Source organism: Streptomyces sp. NPDC006997 (genome assembly GCF_040635175.1).
Lineage (GTDB): Bacteria > Actinomycetota > Actinomycetes > Streptomycetales > Streptomycetaceae > Streptomyces.
The window spans coordinates 21,516-36,366 of the sequence record NZ_JBEYHH010000050.1 but is presented as its reverse complement, the minus strand read 5'-3'; the positions used below and the strand labels follow the sequence as shown (position 1 = coordinate 36,366).

The window sequence follows — 14,851 nt, the reverse complement described above, 5'->3', positions numbered from 1 at the left end:
GACCCCGGCCAACTCCTCAGGTGTCACACCACCCCAACGACGCTCGTAGAGCAGTAGACACGCATGCACAAGTGAAGATGACCAAGCCCTACTAGGTGATCAGGCGTATCCCCCAGCTGCCGAACTTTTCACAGGACTACTTTGCCGCGTCGGCCGATCACCCAAACACGGCAGCGGAAGCTCGGTAGCAAGGTGGCCGGTCCCTTGAAAGCCCTTCTTCGGGTTCCTGAACCGACCCCTCAACTGCACTCCGAATCCACGCAGTTGGTTCGCCGCCCGTTAGCACAACCTGCTGATCCGTCAACTCTCCTCGCTCCGGAAACCTGCGGACAACCTGTCCGCTCACGATGTGTGCGAACTGGAAGGGTCTTCACCACGAGATGCCGGTCATCCGAGCGCCCCCGACCAAATCGGTCGGCGCAGCCGCGCGGGGCCCGCCGAGTCTCCGCGATCAACTGCACGGCGGGTGCCAACCGGCCTTGGGAGTCAGTCCCGAGGGATTCCCGGCACACGTTCCAAGACCACTTCCGCCAGACGAGAGGAGTTCAGCGTGACCGCTGTCCAGACCCCCGAGAGGACCGAGCTGGGCAAGTTCTTCCAGGTCTCGGTCCGGCAGTTCGACGCCGGCCAGGTCGCGCCCGAGATGTTCTCGGCCGCCATCGACGCCGAGTGGCACCAGCTCCTGGGCAAGCCCGAGTACGCGGAGTTCTGCGCGCAGAGCGCCGGCCGGCTGATCAACCACGTGGAGAACACCGGCTACGGCCGGATCTCCTGGGTCGACGCCTACGCGGAGATGTTCGGCCCGCTGCCCGAGGTGTGGTTCACCGGCGCGGACGGGGTGCTCGACGAGCGGGCCATGGCGCGCTACCGCGAGACCGGCGAGGTGTGGGCGGAGTGGGACTGCAGCCCCATCCCGGGCGACGGCGGCGACGTCGCACCGAAGATCTCGGCACTCGCGGCCGGATGACGACCGGCCCTCTGACCGGAGCGTCCTGGTCCCGTGCCAGGGCGCTCCGCCTGGTCGAGGCACGTACCACGGCTCCGCGGACCGTGGACATCACGGGCTACATCGACCGTGTGTCCGCGCACTGCCCCTACCTCGCGCCTTCCCTTCGACACGGTCTGACGGCCTGGACGGTGTACGAGATCGCAAGCAGCGATCCCGAGTCCGTGGAAGCTGGTCTGTTCCATGCGGGAGTGCAGGCCGCGGAGTGGGTTCGTCCACTCGCGGCTCGCCCGAGAGGCGCTCTCGTTTGTGAGAACGTCGTCATCCTGGGGGACGTCCAAGGAGTCGAACACCGTGAGTTGATGGCGTGGCCGCACTGGGCGCTGAAGAACCTGTACGGCCCTGTCGGTGTCATGTTCGGGAAGTTCCAGGGAGGCGAGCAGCGGCTCGACAGAGCAAGCCGCCCGATCCCGCCTCCCCCGTGTTCGTTCCTCCCTGTTCGCCCCGCCGTGAGAGCCCGCGACCCGCAGTTCCTGAAGGACACCCCTGATCTCGCGGATGCTCTCTCGGTCGCGGTAGACGATGGGAGCGATGTCCTCGAGCGAATCCCACACGATTGGCAGGCGGTAAAGGCATGGTCGCGTTCCCTCCCTGTCCCCCCGAAGCCCTCGCAGCCGCGGAAGCCGCCTGCGGCGGCACTGTCGACCTGAAGGAGCTGACCAACCGGCGTGGCTCCGCGGTCTGGAAGGCCGCCGGCCCCGAGGGCACGGTCGCGGTGAAAATCGGATACGGCGACGGTGTGGCCGCCACAATGCGAGAGGCAACCACCCTGGTGGTCATGGGCGTTGCCGGATACGAGGCGGTCTCCGGTTCGTACGACGGCGGCTCGTGGCTCGTCACGCCCTGGTTCACAGGCCCCTCCACCTGGGCGGTCTTCACCCCCGCCCGAGAGGGAACTGGCGGACGTGAGGCCGCTCTCCAAGGTGGCGCTGACCTGTGCCGATCAGTCGCCGACCTGCACGCCTCCGGATGGATCCACGCCGACCTCCAGCCTTCCCACGGCATCCACACCCCGGCGGGCGTCCGCCTGATCGACTTCGCCTGGTCCTGGCGCGAGGGCGAGGAGCCGGTCAGCGGATTCAGCGGTGGTATCGTGCATCTCATGGCGCCGGAACTCGCTGCCGCCGTCGCACGCGGAGACGGTCCGGTGACACCGACGCGCGCCAGCGACACGTACGCCCTCGCCGGTGTCCTGTGGACGTGCGCCTCGGGAGGCTGGCCGCTCGACTACAAGGCAGCGGGCATCGACCGGAAGGCCGCGGGCCCGGACGGGGTTCGAGACGCGATCGCCACTGGCCGTCTGCCGTTCGCACCGGCCGTGTGGCCCGAGCTCCAGGACGCCCTCCGGCCCGCGCTCGCTGCCGTACCCGAGGACAGGCCCACGGCCGGCGAGCTGGCGGAGCTCCTGCTCAAGGTCGAGCCGTGATCTCGCTCCGCGAGGTGACCCTGACCGACGCACCAGCGGTCCGCCGCATCTACAGCGCCGCTTCCGTGAGGTACCTGCCGCGAGCGCCCCTGACCGCTGAGAGCGCTGCCGCTTGGGTGACCGATCGCATCGCCGAGAGTCGTGCGACGCCGCGGATGCTGTACTGCTTCGGCATCGATCACGCTGACGACCTGGTCGGCGTGATCAAGCTACGCCGCGCCCGTACCTCGGCGGCGCTCAGCTACATCCTTCGAGACGACGCATGGGGTCACGGGTACGCCACCACGGCGGTGGCGCTCGTGCTCGACTTCGCCTCCACCACGCTCGGCCTGGCCTCCGTTGACGCCAAGCACCACCCCGACAACCACGCTTCCGGGCGGGTGCTGATCGAGTCCGGGTTCACCCGCACCGGCCGCTCTGCGGAGGCCATCACGTACATGAGGAACCTCGCCCCGGGGGCCAGGAGCACGGTCCCCATGCGCGAACGCCTGTCGGACGGGGCGACGACAGCAGGCTCATAAACACTCATAAGCAGGAGGGCTGTTCACCGTCATTGTGGAGTGCGGGCCGACCGCGCGTGCTCCGCATCTCGCGGTGGCTCCCCATGGAGGTGAAGCCGTGCGTAGGCAAGGGACCACGTCTGGCAAGGGCCGGATGATGACCTTGACGCTCAACACCAGGCAGTCCACAAGGACGCCTCGGCTCCGGTGCTCTCTGGCGGCCGAACCGGTCGCTGCCGGCGTGGCACGCCGCACCGTCCACCGCTGCTTCAGCGGCTGGCCGGGCCCGGACGCCGTCAAGGACGACGGCCTGGTCACAGGCCGAACTCGTCGCCGACGCCGATAGAACCACAGGGGACTCCGGCGCGACGGGGTGAAGCCTGGTAGGCCGATGACGATGTCGTCGTCGAAGTGACTGACCAGGCTGTCGCCGACCCCCGCTGAGGGACACCGGCGAAATCTCCGAGGCCGACCGAAACCTGCTCCTGGTCGCGCTCACCGGGCACGGCGGCTACATGCCGACCCTGCCGAACGCCGCTGAGCTCGTCGCACTTCTCGCCACACCTGCTGTGTGGCACAGCCATGCCAACTTTCGTTCACATTGTGAGGAATGAGGCGCTATGAGTACCTCTTTACGGAGGCACCGCCCGGATTCGAACCGGGCCCCCTTCCGCCGCGTGGTCGTCACCGGCGGCTGTGGATTCGTCGGTTCACACCTGTGCGACCTGCTGCTCGACAGCGGTGTCGAGGTGGTGTGCGTGGACAACCTCCTTACGGGCACGGAGGACAACGTCGTACACCGTCAGCTGGACGACCGGTTCGAGTTGATGGTCCACGACGTCACCGACCCGATCCCGATACCCGGGGAAGTCGATCTCGTACTCCACCTCGCCTCGCCGGCCTCTCCGCAGGACTACCTGCGTCTGCCGGTCCAGACGCTTCAGGCCGGTTCCCTGGGAACCTTCAGCGCCCTGGAGTTGGCCAGAGTGAAGAAGGCCCGCTTCGTACTCGCCTCCACCTCCGAGGTGTACGGCGACCCGCTGGAGCACCCTCAGCGGGAGTCGTACTGGGGCAACGTCAACCCGGTGGGGCCGCGCAGCGTGTACGACGAGGCGAAGAGGTTCGCGGAGGCGGCGACCACCGCCTACCGCACCGAGCACGGTGTCGACACCGCGATCGTACGGATCTTCAACACGTTCGGGCCGCGGATGCGCGCGGAGGACGGGCGAGCGGTACCGAACTTCATCCGCCAGGCGCTGGCGGGCGAGCCACTGACCGTCACCGGCGACGGCTCGCAGACGCGGTCCCTGTGCTACGTCAGCGACACGGTCAGGGGCATCCTCGCCGTCGCTGCGGGCAGCCACCCCGGCCCCGTCAACCTGGGCAATCCCGCCGAGGCCACGGTCTTGGAACTCGCACACCTGGTGCGTGAAGTGACCGGGTCCGCCGCGCCCGTCGAGTTCGTCGACCGCCCGGTCGACGACCCGGAGCGCCGCAGACCCGACATCACCCTCGCCTGGGAGCAGTTCGGCTGGAAGCCGGAGACCGATCCCCGCAAGGGCCTGAGCACCACCATCGACTGGTTCGCCGCGCAGCTCAACGACACCGCAGTGAGGGAACGATGACGCGACACGCACCACGAGGGACGGAGTCCGCCGAGGCCCTGTCGCACAGGCAACAGCTCGGCGACGGGTTTCTCCAGGACTTCCGCGCGGACGGCTACGCGTTCTTATCCCAGAAGATCGCGGGAGAGTCCCTCGAAGCCCTCCGCACGGAGGCTGATGCCCTGATCCGGCGCTTCACCCGGGACGGGTACCGCTCAGACGACTACTGGCACTTCACCCCCGCAGGCACGGACGCACCCGTTCTCTACCGCATCCACAACCTGGAGAACCAGGGCTCCCCGGCGGCTACACGCCTCTACGCCGACGACGGCCCGCTGCACCCGATGGCCGTCGCCATCCTCGGCGGGCCCGTACGCGCCACCGCCTGCGCCATGATCGTCAAGCTGCCGGGAGTGGCCGCCCCCGTGCCCTGGCATCGTGACCGGACCAATGTTCCTCCGCACACCGTGTGCAACCTCAGCGTCTTCCTCGACGACTCCGACGTGGGCAACGGATGCCTTGAGTTCGTTCCTGGCTCCCACCTGACGCCCGACGCGGAAGAGGCCGAGGCGCTCCAGGTGCGGGGTCCGGTCCGCGCCCTCCCGCTCTCGGCCGGTGACATCGCCGTACACGACGTACGTATCGCCCACGCCTCGCGCCGCAACACCTCCCCGAGGATCCGCCGCAGCATCGTCATCGAGTTCGCCCCCGCCGACCGGGAGCTGCCGTGACCATCCCCAACCCCACTGGCGAGAGTGCCAGGGTGCGGGTGGCCACCATCACGGTGGGCACCAACGAGTCCCGTTGGCTGGAGCCTTGCTTCGCCACGCTCCTGGACAGCGACGTCCCCGGGATCGACCTGACGGTCTGGTACGTGGACAACGACTCCTACGACGGCAGCACGGCCTTCGTCAAGGACCGTTTTCCCGAGGTGCGGGTCATCCAGAACGAGAGCAAAGTCGGCTTCGCCCGCGCCAACAACATCGGCATGCGCGCGGCCCTCGCCGACGGCGCCGACTACGTCTTCCTCGTCAACCCGGACACCCAGACCCCGAAGTCGCTGGTGCGCGACCTGGCCGAGTTCATGGAGACCTGGACCGACTACGGCGTGGTCGGCCCCATGCAGTACGAGTACGACGAGTCGGGCAGCACCGCTTTGGGCGCGTACAACGACTGGTCGAAGTCCGCTCTGCGCTGGGGCGAGCAGCACGCCTTCGCCGGCGACTGGCCGAACCACCCCTCGCCGGCCAGCCCACCCGAAGGCCGGGCCCCGAACACCCTGGAGCACGCGTACGTCCAGGGCTCCGCCTTCTTCGTACGCGCCGCGCTGCTGCGCACCGTCGGACTCCTCGACGAGGTCTTCCACACGTACTACGAGGAGACCGACCTGTGCCGCCGCGCCCGCTGGGCCGGATGGCGCGTCGCGCTCCTGCTCGACGTCGGCATACAGCACTTCGGCGGTGGAGGAACGGCTGGCAGCAGCTACCGGCGCATCCAGATGCGCCGTAACCGCTACTACTACCTCCTCACCGACATCGACTGGCGCCCGCTGCCCATGCTGCGCCTGGCGTCCCGGTGGCTGAGGGACGATCTGCGCGGACGTGGCGTGGGCGGAGTGACGACCTGGTGGCGCGGGACCTGGGAAACCGCGAAAGCCGTGTGCTGGCTCGTGCGCCGCGCACCTCTGATCCGGGCCCGGCGACGTGCCCACCTCCGGCTCGGCTCGCCGACGGGCAGCCACGCTCAACCGCAGGCAAGGGGTGCGCGATGACCACGCCCCGGATTCTGTTCGCCGGCGTCTTCCACTGGAACGCGGGCTCCAGCCACATGATCGCCGAGTACGCCCGGGTCGCCTCGGCGTCCGGATGCGAGGTCGGCGTCTCAAGCCAACTGTCGCGCTTGGACGGCACGGTGAACGCCCACCTGCCGCTCGTGGACGACATCAGCTGGGCCACCCACCTGGTCCTCGTCTTCGAGGGCAGGCAGTTCCTCTCGCCCCAGCAGCGTGAACTCTGCGAGGCCGTGCCGCGGCAGCGGCGCATCATCGTGGATCCCGACGGTCACTGGGGCCCGTACGTCACCGCCGGCGTGGACGACAACGCGGGTGCCGACACCATCGAGTCCTGGCACAAGCTGTATGCCGACCTAAGCGATCTGATCCTGCAGCCGCGCATGAACGAACGCCTGCCCGACGGGGCCGAGTTCTTCAGCTACTTCGGAATGCCGGACATCCACCGGCTCGCCAGCGACCTCCCGCACCCGCGGGCACTGCCGTACGAGCTGCAGTACGTCGGCGCGAACTGGTGGCGCTGGAGCGAGATGACCAGCCTCATCCGGGCCGCGGCCGACGCCCAGCCGCCGATCCGACGCATCCGCGTGTGCGGACGCTGGTGGACCGGCGACCCGCACCCCGACCACCAGACGGCCACCGCCAACGTGTCCGGCTGGATGCGGGATCACGGTGTAGAGGTGGCGCCACCCGTTCCGTTCGGGCACGTGGTCTCCACCATGTCCCAGGCCGCGATCACGCCGGTGCTGGCTCGTCCGCTGCTCGCACGGATGGAGCTGCTGACCCCCCGCATGTTCGAAACGCTGGCCTCGGGCAGCATCCCCGCGCTCTGGCCGGACCTGGGCTACCTGTCCGCGCTCTACGGCGACGACGTGGAGCTCTTCCTGCTCGACGACGATCCGGCCGACAGCCTCGCCCGGATGCTCCGTGAGCCGATCCGGTACCGCGAGCGGCTGGCGACCATCCAGCGCCGAGTACACGAACGCTTCAACTACCGCGCGGTTCTGGCGGAACTCATCCGGTTCACCCGATGATCCCTGAGAGGTCTGCTGTGTCCAACGTCCTGATCACCGGCATCACCAGCTGTGAGAGTCGTGGCGTCGAGGCCCTGGCCCGCTCCATCATCGAGCAGCTGAACACCGAAGGCCCCGGGGGAGGCGACAACGTCACCGTCCTCACCCAGACCCCGGTGCTCGACGCGGAATCCCTCGCCCCCACCGGCGCCCGTTGCGTGGCCGACCCGTTCGTCGTCTCCCGCTCCTGGCAGCAGATGCGCCCCCAGGAGAGCCCCGCCGAACTGGCCGAACGCCGCGAACAGCTCCTCGCCCAAGCCGATCTGGTCATCGCGACCGGGGGCGACCTGCACACCTCGGACTACGGGGTCTCCACGCCGTACCTCCGAGTCCTCACCGCCGCCCAACAGCGGGACATCCCGACGGTCATGATCGGCCAGTCCGTCGGCCCCTTCGACGACCCGACCGATGCCGAGGCATGGCTCGCGGTCGCCACCCGGTGCGATCTCCTCACCGTCCGGGAGAGCGTCTCCCTCGACTACCTCGTGGGCGAGCTCGGCCTTCCCGAACACCGTGTGCGTCTGTCCTCCGACCCCGCCTTCCTGCTGCCGACCGCCACCGGCGAGCGAATATCGGCCCTGCTCGGGCCCCTGGGGCTCACCCCCGGAGACCCCTACCTCTGCCTCGCCCCAAGCCAGGGCATCACCCGCTTCAGCACCCTGGAGGAACCCCAGCACGTGGCAGCACTGACGCGACTCGCCACCTCCCTCGTCCGCACCCGGAAGATGCCGGTCGTCCTCGTCCCGCACTGCCACGACTCGCGCCCGCACAACGACGACCGGATCCTCGCCGCCCGAATCGCCGAAGCGGCCGACATGCCCGAGGTCATGGCGCTGCCCGGCGCGCTGACGGCATCCGACTACAAGGGCGTGCTGTCACAGGCCGAACTCGTCATCTCCGAGCGCCTGCACGCCGCGATCGGCGCACTGTCCGGCGGCGCCCCGGCAATTGCGATCGGCCACTCGCACAAGTTCAACGGGGTGCTCGCCGAAGCCTACGGTCACACGGTCGACGTCGACGGCATCCATGCGGACGTCCGCGCTTTCGCCCAAAACGCCACGGTCATCGACCGGATCGTCAACGACACCGACGCGACCGTGCTGCGCACCACCCTGCGTCAGCGGCTGCCGCTGATCGCGGACCGCGCCCGCAGCGACTTCGCTCAGATCAACAAGCTCCTTGGACCCTGAACCACCAGTCGCACAGGCGGTCCGCCTGACCGCACCGCATAGCGCACGACCCGCTGCGGCCCAGTCGAGGGCCGCAGCGGGACCCACTCACGCCAAGGGAGACACGCCATGCCCACACATCTGGTGACCGGCGGCGCCGGCTTCATCGGGTCCCACCTTGCCGCGTCCTTGATCGAGCGCGGCGACGACGTCGTCGTCCTGGACAACCTCGACGGCGGCAAGCCCGAGAACGTGCCCGACGGCGCGACCCTCGCCGTCGGCTCGGTCGCCGACCAATCCACGGTCGCCGAACTCTTCGCCTCGTACCGCTTCGAAGGCGTCTACCACCTGGCAGCCTTCGCCGCCGAAGGCATCAGCCACGCCGTCAAGCACCACAACTACTCCGTCAACCTGCTCGGCAGCATCAACCTGATCAACGCCTCGCTGGCCGCCAAGGTCAGGTTCTTCGGCTTCGCCTCGTCGGTCGCCGTCTACGGCCACGGACACGTCCCCATGCGCGAGGACGAGCGGCCCGTCCCCGCTGACAGCTACGGCAACGCGAAACTCGCCGTGGAGCGCGAACTCGCCGTCACCATGCAGATGCAGGGCCTGCCGTACTTCGCCCTGCGCATGCACAACGTCTACGGCGAGCGGCAGAACATGGGCGACCCGTACCGCAACGCCGTTGCCATCTTCCTCAACCAGATCATGCGCGACGAGCCGATCAGCGTGTACGGAGACGGCAGCCAGATCCGCGCCTTCACCTACGCCCCGGACATCGTCGGCACCTTTCTCGCCGCCGCCGACCAGCCGGCCGCCTGGGGCCAGGTCTTCAACGTCGGCTCCTCGCACACGAGCACCGTGCTGGACATGGCGCACGCCGTGCGCACCGCCATGGGCGTGCCCGACCACCCCATCAAGCACTTGGCGGCCCGCGACGAAGTCCACGCCGCGTACACCGACAACAGCCTCGCCCGTAGAACGCTAGGCGACTGGGCCGACACCCCGCTCGCCGAAGGTCTGCGACGCACCGCGGCCTGGGCCCGTGAACACGGCCCCGTGGAACCCGCGACCTCCCTCAGCATCGAGAACGACACCGCGGACCAGCCCGAGTGGTTCACCTGGGCCGCCGGACGGGCGGCCACGTCATGACGCGCCGCACCCTGGCCGTCGACGTCGGCGGCGTCCTCTACTACGACGAGCCCTTCGACCTCGCCTGGCTCCAGGGCGTCTGGGAACTCACGCGCGCGGACGATCCCGCCTTCACCATGGACGCCTTCCTCCAAGCCATGCGCGACTTCTACCAGGGCCGCGCACCCGGATCACCCCCGCCCAGCCTCTTCCCGCCCAACGGCACGAAGAGCTGGCAGATCGTCCGCGAACGCTGGACCTCGTTGGTCCAGCCCGTTCCCGGAGCCGTCGACGCCCTCAGCCACCTCGCCGAGGAGTACGAGATGTGCATCGTCGCCAACCAGCCCCCGGAATGCCTCGCCGCCCTGCGCACCCTCGGAATCGAGCAGCAAGTCCAACTCGTCGCGCTCGACTCCCTCGTCGGCTACGCCAAACCCGACCCCCGCCTCTTCAAGTGGGCCTTGAACCGGCTGAGCTGGAAGCCCGAACACACCACGGCCATCGGCGACCGGCCCGACCACGACGCCGCTCCGGCACTCGCTCTCGGCTGCTCGGCCGCGATCGTCCACGTCGACAGCGGCTGGAGCGCGCCTGCTGGGGTCGCTCCCGAGATCGTGACCGCCTACCGGGAGCTGAAAATCCAACGCGTCCACACAACCGAGGGAAGCACGAGGCACTGGGCCATCGCCGCCCTCGGAGACCTGGCCGACGTGCTGCGGACCATCAGCCACCAACAGCGCAGCCCACGCCCCCGCCAGGAGGTGCGCCCATGACCCTCGGCGCCGCCTTACCTCTCACCATCGTCATCTGCAGCAACCGCCCCGACAGCCTGCCGGCAGCTGTCGCCCGCACGGCTGCGGCCATGGGCCCCAGGGACCGCCTCCTGGTCATCGCGGACATGCCCGCCCAGCACCTGCCCACGCTGCCCACAGACGCCTCGTCGCCTCCGTCCCGCATGCGCGTCATCTGCAACGAGGGGAACCAGGGCCTCGCCCACAGTCGCAACAAGGCCATGAAGGAGGCCACGACGCAGCACGTCGTCTTCCTCGACGACGACATCGTCCCCACCGCCGTGGCACTGACCCGGATACGCGAAGCCCTGACCGCCGGCGCACACGTCACCGGGACGAGGATCACCGCCCACCTTCAAGGGCGCCGACGCCCGTGGTTCCTTACCTCGGGACAGCTGCACTACCTCGGCTCCCACGCGTCGGCCCGGCCGGCCTCGATCTGGGGCGGCAGTTTCGCCATCGACGTCGAGCACGCCCGCTTGCTGGGAGTCGGCTTCGACGAGCGCCTCGGCCGGATCGGCGGCTCCCTCATCTCCGCCGAGGACACCACCTTCGTACGGGAGATGACCGCGCGCGGTGCCACCGCGACGATCCTGCACGACGCCGAGGTGCAACACCTGATCCCCGCCCACCGGCTGACCCTGTCCTACCTGCTGCGCCGCGCCTTCTGGCAGGGCCGCAGCGAAGCACGGCGTAACGACGCACGGCGAGGCATCGCCAAGGAATGGAACCGCAACTGCTCGGGAGACGGCACCCGTCCGGTGCGGGCCACCCTCGCCCTGCTCTACACCGCCAGCGTTCTTCTCGGAGTGTGCCGGGAGGCCGTCACACGGAGCCGGACCAGCGCCGCAGACGCCGAAACCAGGAGCGACCGATGAAGGTAGCCATGGTCATTCCGCCGTACCGCTACGGCGCCGACCCCAGCCAGTGGATCACCGTGCCGCCCCAGGGCTACGGCGGCATCCAGTGGGTCGTCGCCACGCTCATGGACGGACTGCTGGAGGCCGGGTGCGAGATCCTCCTCCTCGGAGCTCCAGGAAGCCCGGTCCAGGACGGCGTCACGGTGTCCGACACAGTGGAGACAGCCGACATCCACGCCACCATCGAAGCCTTCGGCCCGGACATCGTCCACGACCACTCGAACACCGCCGCACTGCCAGCCAACAACCACAGACCCACGGTGAGCACACACCACCTCAACAGCGTGCCGGAGCTCCAGACCAACGGCATCTACCTCTCCCGCGCGCAACGCACTGCCGCAGGGTCGGTCTCCGCGCCGGTGATCCGGCTACCGGTCAACCCCGCGCGCTGTCAGTTCCAGGAAGCGAAGGACGACTATCTCCTCTTCCTCGGCCGGGTCTCCGCGCACAAGGGTGTACGCGAGGCAGCGGCGTTCGCGCACGCCGCCGACGTGCCGCTGACGGTCGCCGGACCGGCCTGGGAGAAGGACTACCTGGACGCACTGCTGGCCGACTTCCCGCACACCGTCCGCTATGTGGGCGAGGTCGGCGGCAGCGCCCGTACCCGGCTGATCGCACACGCCCGAGCGCAGCTCGTGCTGTCCCAGCCGTGGGGAGGACCGTTCGGCGGACGATGGATCGAGCCCGGCGCCACCGTGGTCTCGGAGGCCGCCGCCAGCGGCACCCCGGTGATCGCCACGGACAACGGATGCCTGCCAGAGATCGTCCCCGGCGTCGGTACGGTGCTGCCGACTGGGCGGGAGATCACACCCGGCGACGCGAAGGCGGTGCTGGCCTCGCTGCCCACGGCCCGGGTCGTGCGCGAAACAGCGGTGGACCGATGGGGCCACCACACCATCGCCCGCCAGTACCTGTCGGTCTACAAGAGAGCGGTCAGCGGCGAGGTCTGGACGTGACCTCGGAAGGTCACGCCGTGCGCTGCTTCGCCAGACGCTGACGGCGCGCTTCGTAGAGAACGACGGAGGCGGCGTTCGACGCGTTCAGGGAGCTGGCCGAGCCCGTCATCGGAATGCTGATCACGTGGTCACAGAGCTCTCGCCAGGCCGCGCTGAGACCCGCGGTCTCATTGCCGATGAGCAGCAGGACCGGTTGGGTCAGATCGAATTCCGAGACCTCGGCATCGCCGTCCTCGTCCGTGCCGACGACGGCAACCGGCCGCCCCTGAGCGCGCTCCTTCTCCAGCCACTCCATGACCTCGTGGTGCGACTGGCTCCGCACCACGGGTACGGCGAAGAACGATCCCGTGGAGGCACGTACCGACTTGGGGTCGTACGGGTCCGCGGCGTGCCCCGTCACGATGAGCCCGCTCGCGCCGAAGGCGTCGGCCGACCGCACGATGCTTCCGATGTTGCCGGGCTGCGTCGGCCGGTCGAAGACCAAGCCGAGGAAGTCGTCGCGAACCTTGATCCGCGACAGGCTGTCCGGCGCCATCTCGACCACTGCCAGGACCTCTGCAGCCCCGTCGGCCTTCTCGCTCAGCTCGGCGAGCAACTGCGGCGCCATCGCGACGCGCTCGGCGCCGACACCGCGCAGTAGATCCTCGGCCCATCGGGAGAGCGGGCGGCTGGCGTCGTAGAGCAGCGACCGAACGGTCCAGCCGTGCTCCACCGCCATCGTGATCGGCCGCACACCCTGAACGAGGAACTCCTTGGCACGCCCTCGCTTGGTGCGGTTGTTGAGCAGCGTCTGCAGCTGCTGGAAACGGGCATTGCGGGTCGTGATCCGCTGCACTGCCACCCGTCCTCCAAGCCGAAGATGATCGTTGCGAACCCGGTTGTCCCAGGCGGAACACGGCACCGGGCACCCAGCAGGTTACACGGACTGGATCGTGACTGTACGTGTCCATCCGTTGTGCAGGCGTCTCGGCTTCGGGCGGCAGCGCACACGAGGTCGCCCTGTTGGCGACGGCTACGACCTCGCCGGGAACGGCCAGCTGACTTCCGACGACTCCTCTACGACCGGACCATCCCTCAACCCGCGTGCAGTTCGGCCACAGGCCGTTCCGTCTCGCGGCCCCCGGGACGACCGCTTTGGATCACAGCCTCAGGCAGCCTGATGTCGCTTCCCAGCAGTTGCTGCGCCGAACGACGACCGCGAGTCGGCCGGCAAGGCCCTACGAGCGTCACACTCGGTTCGTCGAACGACAGCGTCACCCGCGTGGGGTGAAGGCGGTTCATCCGCACGGTAATCGCCCGTGCCCTCGGCCCAGGGCTCCGACGTGATCTCGAACCAGGTCGTCTTGCCCGAGGGTTCCGGTTGCATACCCCAGGTGTCCGCCAAGGCGCTCACGAGCAGGAGGCCCCGACCGTGCTCGTCGTTCGGCCCTGCCTCAACAGTTCTTGCCAACGACGCATCCGCGTCCGTGACTTCGACGCGAAGCCGTTCATCGGCCCGCGTCACGGAGACGTCGCACGGAGCGTCTGTGTAAAGGACAGCGTTGGCGATCACCTCGCCAGCCAGCAACTCGACGGTCTCCAGTGTCTGGTCCGACAGCGGAAGCCCCAGATCCCGGGCTAGCGAAACAACTTGGCGGCGTGCGGCCGGGACAGCGTCGACAGCAGCCGCAACCGTGAATCCGTACCTCGGACGTTCGGGACTGCGACGCGCCATGACGACAACCTCACCTGGTAGTGGCCTCAGTGACAAAGAAGCCTTCCACCCGACAAGGGCTGTGGGAGGACAGTCTGTCCGTAGGCACGCCCGGCAAGACGCCTTGACGCTTCGACGTGTTGTGGTACGGGTCGGCTTCTGTTGAGGCCGCGAGCACCGGAAACGCGCGTCGAGTAGACCGTACCCCTCCGCACCTCACCTCAGACCACCGCTCTTGGAGGCCGTGGACGGGCAGTAATGCGCCGTCACGCTCGTGCACTGTCCGGCGCAGCCATCCCCTGTCCGTATCGCGGCTGAATCGGGCGCCCTTGACGGTCGTCCCCACAGGCGGGCCTCGCGGACCGGTTGGAGGGAGTTGGCTGTGTGGGCGGTCAGGAAGACGGTGAGCGGGTCGTCGAGTACGCCTCGCAGCTGCAGGACCAGGCCAGGGCGATCATAGGCGTCGCCCTACGCCAGCAAGCGGGGCTTTGGGATGCGGGCGCTTCTACGCACACAGGCCGTGCTGCTCGCCGGCGGCTTCGGGACCGCCGTCCGGCTGCTGGCGCTCCAGCCCGAGCAGCCTCAGCAGGTCGGCAGTCACTACTCGGTAGGCATTTCCGAGCCGCAGCACCTTGACCGGGTACGCCCCTTGCTTGGCGAGCCCGTATCCGGTGGAGCGGCCGATCATCAGCGCCCGGTTCGCGGTGTCGAGGTCGATGACCGCCGGAAGAGCGAGCAGCTCGTCACTCGTCAGCCCTCGCACCTCACGGGAAGAAGCGGGTGCCATCATGAT

15 protein-coding genes are annotated in these 14,851 nt (G+C 68.7%); 12 read left to right on the top strand and 3 right to left on the bottom strand.

What is annotated here, in order from left to right; all coding sequences use genetic code 11:
• Positions 1 to 550 precede the first annotated feature (550 nt).
• From ABZ659_RS32575 to ABZ659_RS32520, 12 genes are all read left to right on the top strand, one after another.
• Positions 551 to 967, top strand: coding sequence for a hypothetical protein (locus tag ABZ659_RS32575; protein WP_360227434.1), 417 nt, complete (start codon positions 551 to 553; stop codon positions 965 to 967).
• An 817-nt stretch (positions 968 to 1,784) separates the two neighbouring features.
• A complete protein-coding gene (locus ABZ659_RS32570) occupies positions 1,785 to 2,432 on the top strand; it encodes a hypothetical protein (protein ID WP_360227431.1) in 648 nt (215 codons plus the stop codon).
• On the top strand, positions 2,327 to 2,953 hold the full coding sequence (locus ABZ659_RS32565) for a GNAT family N-acetyltransferase (RefSeq protein WP_360227428.1): 627 nt from the start codon (positions 2,327 to 2,329) through the stop codon (positions 2,951 to 2,953). Before ABZ659_RS32570 ends, ABZ659_RS32565 begins: the two co-directional genes overlap by 106 nt.
• A 599-nt stretch (positions 2,954 to 3,552) precedes the next feature.
• A complete protein-coding gene (locus ABZ659_RS32560) occupies positions 3,553 to 4,557 on the top strand; it encodes a UDP-glucuronic acid decarboxylase family protein (protein WP_360227425.1) in 1,005 nt (334 codons plus the stop codon).
• Positions 4,554 to 5,267 (top strand): phytanoyl-CoA dioxygenase family protein, encoded by a 714-nt coding sequence (locus ABZ659_RS32555; RefSeq protein WP_360227422.1) that lies wholly within the window; start codon positions 4,554 to 4,556, stop codon positions 5,265 to 5,267. Before ABZ659_RS32560 ends, ABZ659_RS32555 begins: the two co-directional genes overlap by 4 nt.
• Complete coding sequence (locus ABZ659_RS32550; RefSeq protein WP_360227419.1) at positions 5,264 to 6,307, top strand: glycosyltransferase family 2 protein; 1,044 nt, start codon at positions 5,264 to 5,266, stop codon at positions 6,305 to 6,307. The genes ABZ659_RS32555 and ABZ659_RS32550 overlap by 4 nt, the downstream gene beginning before the upstream one ends.
• Entirely contained in the window at positions 6,304 to 7,359 is a 1,056-nt protein-coding gene (locus ABZ659_RS32545) for a glycosyltransferase (protein ID WP_360227416.1), read from the top strand. Before ABZ659_RS32550 ends, ABZ659_RS32545 begins: the two co-directional genes overlap by 4 nt.
• Before the next feature lie 17 nt (positions 7,360 to 7,376).
• The gene (locus ABZ659_RS32540; RefSeq protein WP_360227413.1) at positions 7,377 to 8,588 is read left to right on the top strand and encodes a polysaccharide pyruvyl transferase family protein; all 1,212 of its coding nucleotides are present in this window, start codon (positions 7,377 to 7,379) and stop codon (positions 8,586 to 8,588) included.
• A 108-nt stretch (positions 8,589 to 8,696) separates the two neighbouring features.
• The gene (locus ABZ659_RS32535; protein WP_360227410.1) at positions 8,697 to 9,719 is read left to right on the top strand and encodes an NAD-dependent epimerase/dehydratase family protein; all 1,023 of its coding nucleotides are present in this window, start codon (positions 8,697 to 8,699) and stop codon (positions 9,717 to 9,719) included.
• On the top strand, positions 9,716 to 10,471 hold the full coding sequence (locus ABZ659_RS32530) for an HAD family hydrolase (RefSeq protein WP_360227407.1): 756 nt from the start codon (positions 9,716 to 9,718) through the stop codon (positions 10,469 to 10,471). Before ABZ659_RS32535 ends, ABZ659_RS32530 begins: the two co-directional genes overlap by 4 nt.
• Positions 10,468 to 11,367 carry a glycosyltransferase gene (locus ABZ659_RS32525; RefSeq protein WP_360227404.1) on the top strand — a complete coding sequence of 300 codons (900 nt, stop codon included), beginning with the start codon at positions 10,468 to 10,470 and terminating at the stop codon, positions 11,365 to 11,367. Before ABZ659_RS32530 ends, ABZ659_RS32525 begins: the two co-directional genes overlap by 4 nt.
• Positions 11,364 to 12,365, top strand: a complete 1,002-nt coding sequence (locus ABZ659_RS32520; RefSeq protein ID WP_360227401.1) for a glycosyltransferase — start codon at positions 11,364 to 11,366, stop codon at positions 12,363 to 12,365. The genes ABZ659_RS32525 and ABZ659_RS32520 overlap by 4 nt, the downstream gene beginning before the upstream one ends.
• Positions 12,366 to 12,375: 10 nt before the next feature.
• Here ABZ659_RS32520 and ABZ659_RS32515 read toward each other — a convergent pair whose 3' ends face one another.
• From ABZ659_RS32515 to ABZ659_RS32505, 3 genes are all read right to left on the bottom strand, one after another.
• Positions 12,376 to 13,206 carry an RNA methyltransferase gene (locus tag ABZ659_RS32515; protein ID WP_133910688.1) on the bottom strand — a complete coding sequence of 277 codons (831 nt, stop codon included), beginning with the start codon at positions 13,204 to 13,206 and terminating at the stop codon, positions 12,376 to 12,378.
• Positions 13,207 to 13,512: 306 nt separating this feature from the next.
• Positions 13,513 to 14,079: an ATP-binding protein gene (locus tag ABZ659_RS32510; protein WP_360227397.1), complete on the bottom strand. Its 567-nt coding sequence runs from the start codon at positions 14,077 to 14,079 to the stop codon at positions 13,513 to 13,515.
• Between the two features lie 484 nt (positions 14,080 to 14,563).
• Positions 14,564 to 14,848, bottom strand: a complete 285-nt coding sequence (locus tag ABZ659_RS32505; protein ID WP_360227394.1) for a hypothetical protein — start codon at positions 14,846 to 14,848, stop codon at positions 14,564 to 14,566.
• Positions 14,849 to 14,851: the final 3 nt, after the last annotated feature.

What these genes read in the sequence shown, in the direction of transcription:
- ABZ659_RS32570 (WP_360227431.1), top strand. Translation starts at nt 1,785, where the DNA reads ATGGGCGTTGCCGGATACGAGGCGGTCTCCGGTTCGTACGACGGCGGC.
- ABZ659_RS32560 (WP_360227425.1), top strand. Translation starts at nt 3,553, where the DNA reads ATGAGTACCTCTTTACGGAGGCACCGCCCGGATTCGAACCGGGCCCCC.
- ABZ659_RS32555 (WP_360227422.1), top strand. Translation starts at nt 4,554, where the DNA reads ATGACGCGACACGCACCACGAGGGACGGAGTCCGCCGAGGCCCTGTCG.
- ABZ659_RS32545 (WP_360227416.1), top strand. Translation starts at nt 6,304, where the DNA reads ATGACCACGCCCCGGATTCTGTTCGCCGGCGTCTTCCACTGGAACGCG.
- ABZ659_RS32535 (WP_360227410.1), top strand. Translation starts at nt 8,697, where the DNA reads ATGCCCACACATCTGGTGACCGGCGGCGCCGGCTTCATCGGGTCCCAC.
- ABZ659_RS32530 (WP_360227407.1), top strand. Translation starts at nt 9,716, where the DNA reads ATGACGCGCCGCACCCTGGCCGTCGACGTCGGCGGCGTCCTCTACTAC.
- ABZ659_RS32525 (WP_360227404.1), top strand. Translation starts at nt 10,468, where the DNA reads ATGACCCTCGGCGCCGCCTTACCTCTCACCATCGTCATCTGCAGCAAC.
- ABZ659_RS32520 (WP_360227401.1), top strand. Translation starts at nt 11,364, where the DNA reads ATGAAGGTAGCCATGGTCATTCCGCCGTACCGCTACGGCGCCGACCCC.
- ABZ659_RS32510 (WP_360227397.1), bottom strand. Translation starts at nt 14,079, where the DNA reads ATGGCGCGTCGCAGTCCCGAACGTCCGAGGTACGGATTCACGGTTGCG.
- ABZ659_RS32505 (WP_360227394.1), bottom strand. Translation starts at nt 14,848, where the DNA reads ATGATGGCACCCGCTTCTTCCCGTGAGGTGCGAGGGCTGACGAGTGAC.